Here is a 15,168-nt window from a genome sequence, read left to right on the forward strand (position 1 = left end):
TCGCCCGCCACCGCCCCGTACAGCAGCTCGCGCGGGAACTCCGCCCCCGCCCGCTCCCAGTACTCCGCCCGGCACGCCACCACGAGGCGTGCCCCCGTCTCCCGCAGCCAGGCCGCCGTGGACTCGGTCCACTCGGGGAGGCGGTGGGCCAGGACGGGCGGCATCTCCTCGGGGCCGTCGAGAAGGAGCAGGAGGGGCCGGCCCGCGGTGCGGGCGAGGCGTTCCGGGCTGATGTCGCCCGGGCCGGCGGGGCCGGAGCGGCCGGAGGCGGCCACGATGCGGGCGGCGCGGGCGAGTGTCCTGCGTGCCGCGTCCGCCAGCGACATGTCGTCGTCGCACAGATCGGCGCCGCGCAGCCAGAGCGTGGGCGCTGGTGCCGGACCCCGCGAGCGGCGGGCGGCCAGTGCCGACAGCTCGGTCGTACGGCCGCTGCCGGGCGCGCCGACGAGCCCGAGGACACGTGCCCGGCTCTCGCTGAAGGCGGCGAACTCACGCGCGGTGTCCGTTCGTTCGACCGGCTCCACCGCACCGGCGGATCCGGGCGGTGCCTCCGGCGGACCGTCCTGCCCCACCGAGGTCGCCGTGAGGGCGAGTACGCCGGCCAGGTTGAGGTCGGTGCCGTAGGCCGGGACCGTCGCCGCGTTCTCGGCGAGCAGGTCGGCGAGGGGGCCGGGGGCCGCAGGAAGCGGCACGGCGAAGCCCACGTCGCTGTGTCCGGAGCTCAGGGCGGTGCCCAACACGCCGAGCACGGCGCCGGTCGCGACGTCGAGCACGGGGCCGCCGGCCGCGCCGCCGCCCAGCCGCAGCGCGTCCCGCCCTGACATGCCGACCGCCAGCTCCATGGCGCCGCCGAGGGAGTGGAAGCGGTCGGTGGCCGTGTAGGTGACGTCCGTGACACCGAGGACACGGGCCTCGCGCCAGCCGCCGGCGGGGATCTTGACGTACGTACCGGCCTCGATGCGGCCCCGCGCGGCGACGGGCAGCGGTTCGAGGCCGAGGCCGTCGGTGCGTACGAGAGCCAGGCCGAGGGCGGGCAGCGCAGTCACGTCGGCGGCGGCCACGACGCGGCGGCGGTCCCCGGCGGTGCGCAGGACGAGCCGGGGCAGGCCGTCGACCGCTTCGTGACTGGTGATCACCGTGCCCTGGTGGTCGGCGGCGAACCCCGTGCCCCGGGGGCGGCCGGCCAGGTCGTGGACACGGACCAGGGCGTCGTCGGGGGCGCACCCCGCCGGCTCGTCCGCCCCGCCCGGCTGCGGCCCGGCGCACGCGCCCTGGAAGCCGTCACCGGACCACTGTCCCACCCTGCCGCCCGCCGCCTCCCGTGACCGGTTCCGCGACGCCATCGTCGAGCCTCCCCGCCGTACACCCGTGCTGTGCGTTCGACGGTAGGGCGTGATGATCAGCGGAAGCGATCCCGCGGCGAACGCGCCCCCTTCCGCTCCCCCGGTTCACTCCGAGCGCCCGCCCGGACGGGTGAACAGACGGCGAAGGTTGGATACACCCTAGGGTGGGGGAACCGAGGGGGGCCGTGGAGCGGCGACAGCGGAGTTCCCCGTGGTCGCCGCTCCACGGACGGAGCCGGTCGGGGTGCCGGCTCAGCCGAAGACGGCCAGGCTCTTCGTCCTGCCCCTGCTCTCCTCCACGAGCGCGAGGAAGCGGCCCTCGGGGTCGAAGACGGCGACGGCACCGGCGCCCGCGTACGCGTCGGGCATCTCCAGGCGTACGCCGTTGGTGAGGAGCCGGGCCCGCCTGGCGTCCACGTCCCAGCGCGGGAAGGCGGCGGTGGCCGCCTCAGCGATCGGCATGACGGTCAGCTCCTGCTGGAGCTGGTCCAGCGTCCTGGCGGCGTCCAGCTTGTACGGCCCGACGCGGGTGCGGCGCAGCGCGGTCAGGTGGCCGCCGACGCCGAGATCGGCACCCAGGTCACGGGCCAGGGCACGGATGTAGGTGCCGGAGGAGCAGACCACCGACACCACCAGGTCCAGCACCGGGGTGCCGTCCTCGGCGACGGCGTCCCGGACGTCGTACACCGCGAAGGAGGAGACGGTGACGGGGCGGGCGGGGATGTCGAACTCCTCGCCCTCGCGCGCCCGCTTGTAGGAGCGCACTCCGTTGATCTTGATGGCACTGACCTTGGACGGCACCTGCATGATGTCGCCGGTCAGTTTGGAGACGGCGGCGTCGATGGCTTCCCGGGTGACCTTCGAGGCGTCGGCCGACCCCGTGATCTCGCCCTCGGCATCGTCGGTCGGCGTCGTCTGCCCGAGCCTGATGGTGCCCAGGTACTCCTTCTCGGTGAGGGCGAGGTGCCCGAGGAGCTTGGTCGCCCGCTCCACACCGAGGACCAGGACACCCGTCGCCATCGGGTCGAGCGTGCCCGCGTGCCCGACGCGCCGCGTCCGGGCGATGCCCCGCATCTTGGCGACGACGTCGTGCGAAGTGAAGCCCGACGGCTTGTCGACGATGACGAGGCCGTCGGGCGTGGGGTGCTTGTCGGTCATTTAGCGGTGTCGTCCGTCTCGTCGGCCTCGGCGGCCTCGGCGGCCTCGTCTTCGTACTCGCCCGGCTTCCGGTACGGGTCCGCCTCGCCGGCGTACGCGGCGCCCGCGGACGCCTCGCGCACCTTCGCGTCGGACTGGCGCGCCTTGTCGAGGAGGTCCTCGATGTTCCGGGCGGTGTCCGGGAGGGCGTCCATGACGAAGGTCAGGGTCGGCGTGAACTTCACGCCGGCCGCCCTGCCGACCTCGGAGCGCAGGATCCCCTTGGCGCTCTCCAGCCCCGCGGAGGCGGCCTGGCGCTCCTCGTCGTCCCCGTACACCGTGTAGAAGACGGTCGCCTCCCGCAGGTCACCCGTGACCCGGGTGTCCGTGATGGTGACGTGCGAGCCGAGCCGCGGGTCCTTGATCCCGCGCTGCAGCTTCTGGGCCACCACCTCTCGGATGAGGTCCGCCAGCCTTTTCGCCCGCGCGTTGTCGGCCACTGGTCCGTCTCCCGTTCTTTCCTGTCTCTGTTCTTGGGCTGGGGAAGTCAGTCGTCCTCGCCGTGGAAGCGCCGCCTGACGGACAGCAGTTCCACCTCGGGACGGGCGGCGACCAGCCGTTCGCACCGGTCGAGTACGTCGGTCAGGTGCGCCGCGTCCGCGGAGACCATGGCGATGCCGATGCCGGCTCGCCGGTGAAGGTCCATGTTCTCCACCTCTGCCGCGCTCACGGAGTACTTCCGCTGGAGTTCGGCGACGATGGGGCGGACGACGGAGCGCTTCTCCTTCAGCGACCGTACGTCGCCGAGGAGGAGGTCGAAGGACAGCGTCCCCACGTACATGTGTGTATCCGGATGACCCGCCGGCACGGGATCGATGGCCCTGCCATCGGTGTGGACAGGGACATCAAGAACGGTACCCCGATCCCGCCGAAGGCTCGACGGGGTTTCTCCGTCGGCCGCGGGGTGCCGCAGACAGCGGCCGGCCGGCCGACGGGACGGGTCCCGTCGGCCGGCCGGAGCCGTGGTGTGTCACACCCGCGGCTTCTCGCGCATCTCGTACGTCGCGATGACGTCGTCGACCTTGATGTCGTTGAAGTTTCCGAGGTTGATACCGCCCTCGAAGCCTTCGCGGATCTCGGTGACGTCGTCCTTGAAGCGACGCAGACCCTCGATGTTGAGGTTCTCCGCGATGACCTTGCCATCGCGCAGGAGGCGCGCCTTGGTGTTGCGCTTGACCTCGCCGGAGCGGATGAGAACACCCGCGATGTTGCCCAGCTTGGACGAGCGGAAGACCTCGCGGATCTCCGCCGTGCCGAGCTCGACCTCTTCGTACTCCGGCTTGAGCATGCCCTTGAGGGCCGCCTCGATCTCCTCGATCGCCTGGTAGATGACCGAGTAGTACCGGACGTCCACACCCTCGCGCTCGGCCATCTGCGCGGCACGCCCGGCGGCGCGCACGTTGAAGCCGATCACGATGGCGTCGGAGCCCATCGCCAGGTCGATGTCGGACTCCGTGACCGCACCGACGCCGCGGTGCAGGACGCGGATGTCGACCTCTTCGCCGACGTCCAGCTGGAGCAGGGAGGACTCCAGAGCCTCGACCGATCCGGACGCGTCGCCCTTGATGATCAGGTTCAGCTGCTGGACCTCGCCGGCCTTCAGCACCTTGTCCAGGTCCTCCAGCGACACGCGGCGCGTGCGCTTGGCGAACGCGGCGTTCCGCTCGCGGGCGGCGCGCTTCTCCGCGATCTGGCGGGCCGTACGGTCCTCCTCGACCACGATGAAGTTGTCACCGGCGCCCGGGACGTTGGTCAGGCCCAGGACCTGGACCGGCGTCGACGGACCCGCCTCGGCGACGTTGTTGCCGTTGTCGTCGAGCATGGCGCGGACACGGCCGTAGGCGTCGCCCACCACCATCGTGTCGCCGACCCGCAGGGTGCCTCGCTGCACGAGGACCGTCGCCACGGCACCGCGGCCGCGGTCGAGACGGGACTCGATCGAGATGCCCTGCGCGTCCTGGTGCGGGTTGGCCCGCAGGTCGAGCGAGGCGTCGGCCGTGAGGACCACGGCCTCCAGCAGCGAGTCGATGTGCAGACCCTGCTTGGCGGAGATGTCGACGAACATCGTGTCGCCGCCGTACTCCTCGGCCACCAGGCCGTACTCGGTCAGCTGACCGCGCACCTTGGTCGGGTCGGCACCCTCGACGTCGATCTTGTTGACCGCGACGACGATCGGGACGTCGGCCGCCTTGGCGTGGTTGAGCGCCTCGACCGTCTGCGGCATGACGCCGTCGTTGGCCGCGACGACCAGGATCGCGATGTCGGTCGACCGGGCACCACGGGCACGCATGGCGGTGAACGCCTCGTGACCCGGGGTGTCGATGAAGGTGATCTTGCGCTCTTCGTCGTTGACCTCGGTCGCGACCTGGTAGGCACCGATGTGCTGGGTGATGCCGCCGGCCTCGCCCGCGATGACGTTCGTCTTGCGGATGGCGTCGAGCAGTCGCGTCTTACCGTGGTCGACGTGACCCATGACGGTGACCACCGGCGGACGGACGACCAGGTCCTCCTCGGAGCCCTCGTCCTCGCCGAACTCCAGGTCGAAGGACTCGAGCAGCTCGCGGTCCTCCTCCTCCGGGCTGACGATCTGAACCGTGTAGTTCATCTCGCCGGCGAGGAGCTGGAGCGTCTCGTCGGAGACGGACTGGGTCGCGGTGACCATCTCGCCGAGGTTCATCATGACCGCGACGAGCGACGCCGGGTTGGCGTTGATCTTCTCCGCGAAGTCGGTGAGCGACGCACCGCGCGACAGGCGAATGGTCTCGCCGTTGCCGCGAGGCAGCATCACGCCGCCGACCGACGGGGCCTGCATGGCCTCGTACTCCTGGCGCCTCTGTCGCTTCGACTTGCGACCGCGACGCGCGGGGCCGCCGGGACGGCCGAAGGCGCCCTGCGTGCCACCACGGCCACCCGGACCACCGGGACGACCACCGAAGCCGGGACGGCCACCGCCGCCACCGAAGCCGCCGCCGCCACCACCGGGACGACCGGCGAAACCGCCGCCGCCACCGGGACGACCGCCGCCACCGCCGCCACCGGGACGACCGGCGAAACCGCCGCCGCCGCCCGGACGACCGCCGCCGGGGCGACCGGCACCGGCCGGACCGCGACCGCCGGGGCCACCGCCGGGACGGGGACCGGCAGCGGGACGCTGCGGCATCATGCCCGGGTTGGGACGCGGACCACCGGGACGGGGACCGCCCTGGCCGCCCTGCGGACGCGGCATCGAGCCCGGGGTCGGGCGGTTGCCGCCCGGAGCCTGGGGACGAGGACCGCCGCCCTGGCCGCCGGGAGCCTGCGGACGGGGACCGGCGCCGGGGGCACCGGGGCCGCCGGGCCGGGGCCCGCCCTGCGGGCGGGGCGCCTGCGGGCGCGCCATGCCGGCGTTGCCGCCGGAGGTGAAGGGGTTGTTACCCGGACGCGGGCCGCCGGGGCGGCCACCGGGACGCTGCGCCGGGGCGCCGGGGCGCTGGCCACCGGGACGGCCCTGGCCGCCCTGCTGACCGCGGTCCTGGCCGGGGCCGGTGGGACGGCCGCCGGGCTTGGGGGCACCGGGACGCGCACCGGGCTTCGGTCCGGCCGGAGCCGGAGCCGGGGCCGAGGCGGCCGGAGCCGACGGCGGAGCGGTGAACTCCGGCGCGGCCGGGGCCGGACGCGGCGCGGGCTTCGGGCCCGGCGTCGGACGCGGACCCTGGGACGGAGCCGGCGCGGGGGCCGACGGAGCCGCGGGCTGCTGGGCAGCCGGGGGCTTGGGTGCGGCCGGCGGCCGCGGGGCAGCCGGACGTGCCGCCTGCGCCGGGGACGGCGCGGCGGGCCTGGGGGCGGCCTTCTTGGGGGCCGCCGGGCGACCGGCGGACCGGCCGTTGCCACTGCCTTGCTGGAAGGCGTCCGTCAGCTTGCGTACTACGGGCGCTTCGATCGTCGAAGACGCCGAACGGACGAATTCACCGAGTTCCTGGAGCTTGGCCATGACGACCTTGCTCTCGACACCGAACTCCTTGGCGAGTTCGTAGACCCGGACCTTAGCCACTTCGCTCCTCTGAGGTCCGGGTTGCGTCCGGACCGTCGCTAGTTCATGGGCGTACTCATCGCGTACTCATCGAGTGCTCATCGCAATCTCGACCTGCTTTCGACTCGCGAGGTACCAGGCCGCACGGGGTTCCGCGCGGCACGTCTTCCTTACCACGTTGCCTACATGCTGCTGTCAGCAACCTTGTGCCTGCTCGACGTAGTGGCGCAACGCCTTTACGTCGAGCGGACCCGGGACGCGGAGCGCCCGCGGGAACGCCTTGCGGCGCACTGCCTGGTCGACACAGACCGGCGCGGGGTGCACATAAGCACCCCGGCCGGGCAGCGTACCGCGTGGATCGGGGACGCACGCATCCTCGAGCGCCACAGTGCGCAGCAGCTCACTCTTGACCGCTCGCTTCCGGCACCCCACGCAGGTGCGCTCAGGGCATACTCCGTCACGTGTCCGGCCAGACACTCCTAAGTCTACCTCCCCGGACCGACCTCACCCCTTGGGGGCAAGAATCGAACGCATGCCGCACGCGAAGCTGTCGTGATCTCAGCGCCGTACGGCTTGGATCTATTCCCCGTGCAGGGTCGTGCCCCGGGCCGCCCTACTCCGTCGGCCGCTCGGACGGCTGCTCCGTGTCCGGCCGGATGTCGATCCGCCAGCCGGTCAGCCGGGCCGCGAGCCGGGCGTTCTGCCCTTCCTTGCCGATCGCCAGCGACAGCTGGTAATCGGGCACGATCACCCGTGCGGAGCGGGCCGACAGGTCCACGATCTCCACCTTGGAGACGCGGGCCGGGGAGAGCGCGTTCGCCACCATCTCGGCCGGGTCGTCCGACCAGTCGACGATGTCGATCTTCTCGCCGTTCAGCTCGCCCATCACATTGCGCACCCGGCCGCCCATGGGGCCGATGCAGGCGCCCTTGGCGTTCAGGCCCGAGCGGGTGGAGCGCACGGCGATCTTCGTCCGATGGCCGGCCTCGCGGGCGATCGCGGAGATCTCGACGGACCCGTCGGCGATCTCCGGCACCTCCAGGGCGAACAGCTTCTTCACCAGGTTGGGGTGCGTGCGGGAGAGCGTCACGGACGGACCGCGGACGCCCTTGGCGACGCGGACGACGTACGAGCGCAGTCGCATGCCGTGCGGGTAGGTCTCGCCCGGCACCTGCTCCTGCACCGGCAGGATGGCCTCGAGCTTGCCGATGTCGACCAGCACGTTCTTCGGGTCACGGCCCTGCTGGACCACGCCGGTGACGATGTCGCCCTCGCGGCCGGCGTACTCGCCGAGCGTCGCGTCGTCCTCGGCGTCGCGCAGCCGCTGCAGGATGACCTGCTTGGCGGTGGTGGCGGCGATACGGCCGAAGTCGGACGGGGTGTCGTCGAACTCGCGGGCCGCCTGGCCCTCTTCGAGGTCGTCGGGGTCCTCCTTCGCCCACACGGTCACATGTCCGGTCTCCCGGTTGAGCTCCACGCGCGCGTGCCGGCGGCTTCCCTCGGTGCGGTGGTAGGCGATGAGGAGGGCCGACTCGATCGCTTCGACCAGCAGGCCGAAGGAGATCTCCTTCTCCCGCACCAAGCCCCGCAGGGCGCTCATGTCGATGTCCACGGCTACGCCTCCTCCTCTTCCGTTGTGTTCTTGTTGTTCTTGTTGTTCTTGTCGCTGTCGTCCTTGCGGTTGAACTCGACCTGGACGCGTGCCTTGTCGATGTCACCGAAGGCGAGTCTGCGGGTGGTGGCCTTGCGGCCCTTCACGCCGGGCACCTCGACGTCGAGCCCGTCCTCGTCCACGCCGAGGATGCGGGCGACCAGTTCGCCGCCCTCGTGGAGCTGGAACCGGACCAGGCGGTCCGTGGCGCGCACGTAGTGGCGGTGTTCGGTGAGGGAGCGCTCCGCTCCCGGGGTGCCGACCTCGAGGGTGTACTCCCCCTCGCCCATCGCGTCGCTCTCGTCGAGCTTCGCCGAGAGCGCACGGCTCACATCGGCGATCCGGTCCAGGTCCGCCCCGGTGTCGGAGTCGACGACGACACGCAGCACACGCTTGCGGCCGACCGAGTCCACCGCGATCTCTTCGAGGTCCAGGCCCTGGGAGGCGACGAGCGGCTCCAGCAGCTCTCGCAGCCTCTCGCTGTGGGTGGTGCTCATCCGGGTGACTCCTCGGCCGCGTGTGCTGTTGTGGGATGGGTCGCGTGTCTGGTCAAAGGGTATCCGGTCCCGGGGGGTGTTGCCGTCCACCCCGGCCCGGCGGTGCCGATGAGTGGTGCCCGGCCGGGGCCCGGGTACCGTGATCACGGGCAGGCCGCTCCGCGGGTTCCCGCCGCGTCGCCCGTCGCTTTGCCGCCGCTTCCGTACGAGCCTGTCGAGGACGTCTGCCGTGTCGTTTGCCTCATCGCCGCGCCTGCCCTCGGGGCCGCGCAGAAGGAGCCTGCTCGCGTCGGCCGCCGGTGCCGCGCTGCTCGTCGGCTGTTCCGGCGGCTCGGACTCCGGCGGCGAGGGCGGCAGCCCGTCGGTCGCCGACCGGGCACGCGCGCGTGCGGCACGGGACAGCGAGGCGCTGGCCGGGCGCTACGCGGCGGTGATCGCCGCGCATCCGGGGCTGGCGGCGCGGCTCGCGCCGTTGCGCGAGGCCGCCGTACGGCACGCGGAGGCGTTCGGTGCCGAAGGGACGGCCGCCCCGAAGACGTCGCCGTCGGTCTCCGCGCGGGCCGCGGGGCCGGGGGACGGCTCCGGTGTCGTACCGGCGACCGAGAAGGACGCCCTGGCCCTGCTCGCCGCCGCCGAGCGGGAGCTGGCCGACCGGCGGGCCGCGGCGCTGCTGGAGGTGCCGGGCGAACTGGCGCGGCTGCTGGCCTCGGTGGCGGCGGCCGGGGCGGCGCACGTGTTCCTACTGACGGAGGGTGACGGGTGAGCGAGGCGGAGGACCGGGAGCTGGACGCCCTCCAGGCGGCGCTGGCGGCGGAGCACGCGGCCGTGTACGGCTACGGGGTCGTCGGGGGACGGATCGGCGAGGAACGGCGCACCGAGGCACGGGCGGCGTACGACGCCCACCGGGCGCGGCGGGACGCGCTGGCACGCCAGGTCCGCGACCTCGGCGGCGAACCGGTCGCCGCGGCGGCCGGGTACGCCCTGCCCTTCCCGGTGCCGGACTCGGCCGCGGCGGTGCGGCTGGCGGCCGAGCTGGAGGACCGGGTGGCCGGGGTCTGCTCCGACCTGGTGCGGGCGGCCGGGGGCGGCCGGCGGGCCGCGGCGGCCGGGGCGCTGCGGGAGGCGGCGGTCCGGGCGGTGCGCTGGCGGGGCGGGAGCGTAGCCTTCCCTGGGCTCGCCGAGCGGTCCGGCAGCCCGTCGACGCCGGACGCGGCGTCGGACGCGGCGTCGGACTCCGCCGCGGACCCGGCGTCCGGCCCGGCTTCTGCTCCGGCGGCACCGACCGCGTGACACGTACGGCTGCCCGTACGGGAAGGGAACGGCTCGCGCATGGCTTTCGAACCGCCGCGGCGTCTGGTCAGGGCGCTCGGTGAGACGGCACCGGTCGGTGACGACTGGCTGGAGAAGCTGCCGGAAACGGCGGAGCGGGCCGTGGCGCTGCGCGGGTTGACGGTGGAGCGGGTGCAGGTGCCCGGTGGACGCAGCAGCCTGGTGGTCCTGGTGCGGACGGCCGACGGGACGCTCGCGGTGCTGAAGCTGGCTCCGCGCCGGGCGCGTCCGGAGAGTGAGCGGGCCGCGCTGGCCCACTGGGGCGGGCTGGGTGCCGTACAGCTGCTCGGCGGGGACGCCGTGGAGGGCGTCCTGCTGCTGGAGCGGCTGCACCCTGACGTGTCGGTGCGGTCGCTGCCGGAGTCGAAGGCGTTGCTGGAGGCCGCGGGCACGTTGCGGCGGCTGTGGGTGGAGCCGCCCGCCGGGCACCCCTTCGAGACCGTGGCCGAGCGCACCGGGCGGCAGGCCGATGCCATGCGGGCGGGCGCGGCGGCCGACCCGGAGGTGGCGCCGCTGGTCGACGCGGCGCTCGCCGCCCGTGAGGTGCTGCTGGCCGCGCCGCCCGAGCAGCGGCTTCTGCACGGCACCTTCCGGCAGAGCAAGGTGCTCGCCGGGGACCGGATGCCGTGGCTCGCCGTGGGCCCCGATCCGGTGGTCGGTGAGAGCGCCTTCGACCTCGCGCGGCTGGTGCGGGACCGGGTGGAGGACCTCATCGCCCAGCCGTCGGGCGCCTCGACGACCCGGCGCCGCGTCAAGCGGCTCGCGGAGTCGCTGGAGGTCGATCAGGAGCGGCTGCGCGGCTGGACCCTGTTCCGCGCGGTCGAGTCGGGCGTGCGGGCCCGCCGGGTGGGCCGGGAGCGGGACGCGGAGCTGCTGCTGGAGTTCGCGGGCTGGCTGTAGGACACGGCGGCGCCCACCGGCTGTGACCTCGGCACCCCACCGGTCGGCACCCCACCGGTCGGCACACTGCCGCCGGCGTTCGCGTCACGGGACGGCGATTCCCTCGCGCCCTGCCCGGCCCCACCTCACGCCCCGCCGACCGGGGACCAAGGACCACTGGCCCACGGGGTCCACGGGGCCCGCGGGGTCGGTGACGCAGGGCGGCGCGGGGTGGAGAGCGGCGCAGGGCCGAGGGTCGGGCACGGGGCGTCGTCGTACGCCGCGGGGGCGCCCGTCGGACGTGGGCGCCCCCGCGGTGCCGGGTGTCAGGCCGTGAGGCGGCTGATGGCTTCCTCGACCGTCAGCTCCTCGCGCTCGCCGGTGCGACGGTCCTTCAGTTCGACCACGCCTTCGGCGGAACGGCGTCCGGCGACCAGGATCTGGGGTACGCCGATGAGCTCGGCGTCCGTGAACTTCACGCCCGGGGAGACCCCGGCCCGGTCGTCGACCAGGACGCGGACGCCGGCGGCGGCCAGCTTGTCGGAGACCTCCAGGGCCAGCTCGGTCTGGAGGGCCTTGCCCGCGGCGACGACGTGGACGTCGGCCGGGGCGACCTCCTTGGACCAGACGAGGCCCTTCTCGTCGGCGTGCTGCTCGGCGAGGGCGGCGACCGCGCGGGAGACGCCGATGCCGTAGGAGCCCATGGTCACGCGGGCGGGCTTGCCGTTCTGGCCGAGGACGTCGAGCTTGAGGGCGTCGGTGTACTTGCGGCCCAGCTGGAAGATGTGGCCGATCTCGATGGCGCGGTCCAGCTTGAGACCGGTGCCGCACTTCGGGCAGGGGTCGCCCTCCCGGACCACGACGACGTCGACGTACTCGTCCACCTCGAAGTCACGGCCCGCGACGACGTTCTTCGCGTGCGTGTGCTCCTTGTTGGCGCCCGTGATCCACGCCGTGCCCGGCGCCACCCGCGGGTCGGCGATGTACTTCACCTTCTCGCCCAGGCCCTGCGGACCGACGTAGCCGCGGACCAGGTCGGGGCGGCCCACGAAGTCCTCGGCGGTGACCAGTTCGACGGCGGCCGGGGCGAAGTGCGCCTCGACCTTGTCCATGTCGACCTCGCGGTCACCGGGGACGCCCACGGCGACGATCTCACCGTCGACCTTGACGAGCAGGTTCTTCAGCGTGGCGGAGGCCGGGACGCCGAGGGAGGCGGCGAGGGTCTCGATGGTCGGGGTGTCGGGGGTCGGGATGTCCTCCGCGGCGGGCAGGCCGGCCGCGTCCACCGGCTTCAGCGCGTAGGTGATCGCCTCGGTGTTGGCGGCGAAGTCGCAGTTCGGGCAGTCCGCGAAGGTGTCCTCGCCGGCCTCGGCCGGGGCGAGGAACTCCTCGGACTTCGAGCCGCCCATCGCGCCGGCGGTGGCCGCGCAGATGCGGTAGTCGAGGCCGAGGCGCTCGAAGATGCGCTGGTAGGCGGCGCGGTGCAGGGCGTAGGACTCGGCGAGGCCCTCGTCGGCGACGTCGAAGGAGTAGGAGTCCTTCATCAGGAACTCGCGGCCGCGCAGGATGCCGGCCCGGGGGCGGGCCTCGTCGCGGTACTTGTTCTGGATCTGGTAGAGGATGACCGGCAGGTCCTTGTAGGAGGACGCCTGGTCCTTCACCAGCAGGGTGAAGATCTCCTCGTGGGTGGGGCCGAGGAGGTAGTCGCCGCCCTTGCGGTCCTGGAGGCGGAACAGCTCGGGGCCGTACTCCTCCCAGCGGCCGGTGGCCTCGTACGGCTCGCGCGGCAGCAGGGCGGGGAGCTGGACCTCCTGAGCGCCGATGGCGTCCATCTCCTCGCGGACGATGCGCTCGATGTTGCCGAGGACCTTCTTGCCGAGCGGCAGCCAGCTCCAGAGGCCGGCGGCGGTGCGGCGCACGTAGCCGGCGCGGACCAGCAGCTTGTGGCTGAGGACCTCGGCGTCCGCCGGGTCGTCGCGCAGCGTCTTCGCCATCAACTTCGACATGCGCTGGACCGGTGCGTTGGCCATGGTTCTCGTATCTCCTGCTGCGTAAGGGTGATGCCAGGAGGTTAGCGGGGCGGTCCATCCCGGCGGAAATCGGTTATCGCGCGGCGGGGCCCCGCCGGGGCCGCCGCAGCGGGAGGGTGGCGCCCATCACGGCGTACGGCCTGGGGGCGCTGGGGAAGAGGACCTGGCGGGCGAGGTCGTGGTAGCCGAGGGAGCGGTAGAGGCCGCGGGCGGGGCTCTCGGTGTCGATCGCGGAGAGGATCGAGCGGGGTTCGGCGGCGCTGTCGGTGATCGTGGTGATCAGGGCGCGGCCCGCCCCCCGGTTCTGGTGGGCCGGGTGGACGTGGAGCTCGGTGATGACGAAGGAGTCGTCGAGCCAGGCGTCGTTGCCCTGGGCGCGGAGGTAGGGCTCGACGACGGTGGACCACCAGTGGGCGCGGTCGTTGGGCATGCCGTAGACGAAGCCGACGAGTTCCCCTCCGGGAGCACTGGCGCCGAGGGCGCGGGCACCGGGGTGGGTCATGTGGCGCAGGACGATCTGGCGGCGGACGGCCACCTCGTCGGGGCCGAGGCCGAAGGCGGCGGCTTGGACGGCGAGGGCCTCGTCGACGTGGGCTGACAGGTCCAAGGGGCCGATGACGAGGTCCATGGCGGGGAGCCTACAGGGGGACGCCGGCGTGTGCGGGTGCCGGTTCCCGGTGGCTGGCCGGGCGGTTCCCGGCGCCCCTCGGGGCCTCGCGTCCCCGGCGGCCGGAGGAGCCCGTCGGCGGGGTCAGAACAGGACGCTCATGAAGGCGCCGGCCTCCTGGAACCCCACCCGCCGGTACGTCCTTCTCGCCGCCGTGTTGAAGTCGTTCACGTAGAGGCTCGCCACGGGCGCGATCTCGGCCAGGGCGTAGCGCAGGACCGCCGCCATTCCCGGGGCCGCGAGGCCCCTGCCCCGGTGCTCGGGGGCCACCCAGACGCCCTGGATCTGGCAGGCGCGGTCGGTGGCGGCGCCGACCTCGGCCTTGAAGAGGACGTTCCCGTCGGCGTCGAAGCGGGCGAACGAGCGCCCGGCTCCGACGAGTTCGGCGACCCGGGCCTGGTAGAGCAGTCCGCCGTCACCGGCCAGCGGGGAGACGCCGACCTCCTCGGTGAACATCGCCACACAGGCCGGCATGATCCGCTCCATCTCGTCCTTGCGGACGCGGCGGACGCAGGGGTCCGGGGCGATGTCGGCGGGCATGTGGTCGGTGACCATGAGGGGCTGTCTGGTGCGGACTTCGCGGGCCGGGCCCCAGCCGGGCTCCAGGAGCCGCCAGAGCTGGGCGGTGGACTCGGCGGGGCCGACGATCGAGGAGCAGCGGCGGCCGGCCCGCCGGGCGCGGTCGGCGAAGGCGCGGACGGCCCGCGGGGTGGCGCAGATGGGGACGAGGTTGGCGCCCGCGTAGCACAGGGACGTCAGCATGCCGTGCTCGTACCAGCCCCACATCTCGCCGCCGAGGCGCCAGGGGTCGAGGCCGGCGACCCGCACCCGGGCGGTGACGAAGGCGTTGGCGACCGGCTCGCGGTCGAGGACGGCGAGCGCGGCGTCCAGGTCGCTCGGTTCGAGCACGCGGGAGGTGGTCTGCGTCAACACGTGCGGGGGCCTCACCCTGAGATCTGCTGATCTCCGCACTGTACCTGCCGAGAATGTGCCGCGCCGCCCCCCGGGGGCGGCGTGACGGGCTCGGGCGGCGGGGCGGCGGTCAGCCCGCGACGGCCACCGACGGCTCGCCGGAGGCGACCCCGTCCCTCTCCATCTGCTCGGCCAGCTTCATGGCCTCCTCGATGAGGGTCTCCACGATCTTCGACTCGGGTACGGTCTTGATGACCTCGCCCTTGACGAAGATCTGGCCCTTTCCGTTGCCGGAGGCGACACCGAGGTCGGCCTCGCGGGCCTCACCGGGACCGTTGACGACACAGCCCATGACGGCGACGCGCAGCGGGACCTCCATGCCCTCCAGTCCCGCCGTGACCTCCTCGGCCAGCTTGTAGACGTCGACCTGGGCGCGGCCGCAGGACGGGCAGGACACGATCTCCAGGCCCCGTTGGCGCAGGTTGAGCGACTCGAGGATCTGGATGCCGACCTTGATCTCCTCGACCGGCGGGGCCGACAGGGAGACGCGGATGGTGTCGCCGATGCCCTGGGAGAGCAGGGCGCCGAAGGCGACGGCCGACTTGATGGTGCCCTGGAAGGCGGGGCCCGCCTCGGTGACACCGAGGTGCAGCG

Annotated in this window: 15 protein-coding genes; 3 read left to right on the top strand and 12 right to left on the bottom strand. The window is 73.2% G+C overall.

Annotation, left to right across the window (positions count from 1 at the left end):
* The 8 genes from KUM32_RS35015 to rimP all read right to left on the bottom strand — a co-directional run.
* A partial coding sequence (locus KUM32_RS35015) for a serine protease (protein ID WP_254406548.1) occupies nt 1-1,343 on the bottom strand: 1,343 nt, incomplete at its 3' end.
* 252 nt (nt 1,344-1,595) lie between these two features.
* On the bottom strand, nt 1,596-2,501 hold the full coding sequence (truB, locus tag KUM32_RS35020; protein WP_217145947.1) for a tRNA pseudouridine(55) synthase TruB: 906 nt from the start codon (nt 2,499-2,501) through the stop codon (nt 1,596-1,598).
* Entirely contained in the window at nt 2,498-2,980 is a 483-nt protein-coding gene (gene rbfA, locus KUM32_RS35025) for a 30S ribosome-binding factor RbfA (RefSeq protein WP_217145948.1), read from the bottom strand. The genes truB and rbfA overlap by 4 nt, the downstream gene beginning before the upstream one ends.
* Nucleotides 2,981-3,027: 47 nt before the next feature.
* A complete protein-coding gene (locus tag KUM32_RS35030) occupies nt 3,028-3,321 on the bottom strand; it encodes a DUF503 domain-containing protein (protein WP_217145949.1) in 294 nt (97 codons plus the stop codon).
* 189 nt (nt 3,322-3,510) lie between these two features.
* Nucleotides 3,511-6,570: a translation initiation factor IF-2 gene (infB, locus tag KUM32_RS35035; protein WP_217145950.1), complete on the bottom strand. Its 3,060-nt coding sequence runs from the start codon at nt 6,568-6,570 to the stop codon at nt 3,511-3,513.
* Nucleotides 6,571-6,744: 174 nt separating this feature from the next.
* Nucleotides 6,745-7,026, bottom strand: a complete 282-nt coding sequence (locus KUM32_RS35040) for a YlxR family RNase P modulator (RefSeq protein ID WP_217145951.1) — start codon at nt 7,024-7,026, stop codon at nt 6,745-6,747.
* Nucleotides 7,027-7,162: 136 nt separating this feature from the next.
* Nucleotides 7,163-8,161, bottom strand: coding sequence for a transcription termination factor NusA (gene nusA, locus KUM32_RS35045; protein WP_217145952.1), 999 nt, complete (start codon nt 8,159-8,161; stop codon nt 7,163-7,165).
* A gap of 2 nt (nt 8,162-8,163) precedes the next feature.
* Nucleotides 8,164-8,697 (bottom strand): ribosome maturation factor RimP, encoded by a 534-nt coding sequence (gene rimP, locus KUM32_RS35050; RefSeq protein WP_217145953.1) that lies wholly within the window; start codon nt 8,695-8,697, stop codon nt 8,164-8,166.
* A 229-nt stretch (nt 8,698-8,926) separates the two neighbouring features.
* On the opposite strand from rimP, the gene KUM32_RS35055 reads away from it, so the two are divergent.
* From KUM32_RS35055 to KUM32_RS35065, 3 genes are read left to right on the top strand one after another with little or no spacing between them, the layout of a single operon-like run.
* Nucleotides 8,927-9,460, top strand: a complete 534-nt coding sequence (locus KUM32_RS35055; RefSeq protein WP_217145954.1) for a hypothetical protein — start codon at nt 8,927-8,929, stop codon at nt 9,458-9,460.
* A complete protein-coding gene (locus tag KUM32_RS35060; protein WP_217145955.1) occupies nt 9,457-9,987 on the top strand; it encodes a ferritin-like domain-containing protein in 531 nt (176 codons plus the stop codon). Before KUM32_RS35055 ends, KUM32_RS35060 begins: the two co-directional genes overlap by 4 nt.
* 39 nt (nt 9,988-10,026) lie before the next feature.
* Nucleotides 10,027-10,926 carry an aminoglycoside phosphotransferase family protein gene (locus KUM32_RS35065; protein WP_217145956.1) on the top strand — a complete coding sequence of 300 codons (900 nt, stop codon included), beginning with the start codon at nt 10,027-10,029 and terminating at the stop codon, nt 10,924-10,926.
* A gap of 305 nt (nt 10,927-11,231) precedes the next feature.
* Here the strand turns inward: KUM32_RS35065 and KUM32_RS35070 are convergent, their stop codons facing one another.
* The 4 genes from KUM32_RS35070 to KUM32_RS35085 all read right to left on the bottom strand — a co-directional run.
* Complete coding sequence (locus KUM32_RS35070; protein ID WP_217145957.1) at nt 11,232-12,935, bottom strand: proline--tRNA ligase; 1,704 nt, start codon at nt 12,933-12,935, stop codon at nt 11,232-11,234.
* 73 nt (nt 12,936-13,008) lie between these two features.
* Nucleotides 13,009-13,563 (bottom strand): GNAT family N-acetyltransferase, encoded by a 555-nt coding sequence (locus tag KUM32_RS35075; protein WP_217145958.1) that lies wholly within the window; start codon nt 13,561-13,563, stop codon nt 13,009-13,011.
* Nucleotides 13,564-13,686: 123 nt separating this feature from the next.
* Nucleotides 13,687-14,535 (bottom strand): GNAT family N-acetyltransferase, encoded by an 849-nt coding sequence (locus tag KUM32_RS35080; RefSeq protein ID WP_217145959.1) that lies wholly within the window; start codon nt 14,533-14,535, stop codon nt 13,687-13,689.
* Between the two features lie 109 nt (nt 14,536-14,644).
* A partial coding sequence (locus KUM32_RS35085; RefSeq protein ID WP_217145960.1) for a flavodoxin-dependent (E)-4-hydroxy-3-methylbut-2-enyl-diphosphate synthase occupies nt 14,645-15,168 on the bottom strand: 524 nt, incomplete at its 5' end.

This window comes from Streptomyces sp. AC627_RSS907, from assembly GCF_019049165.1.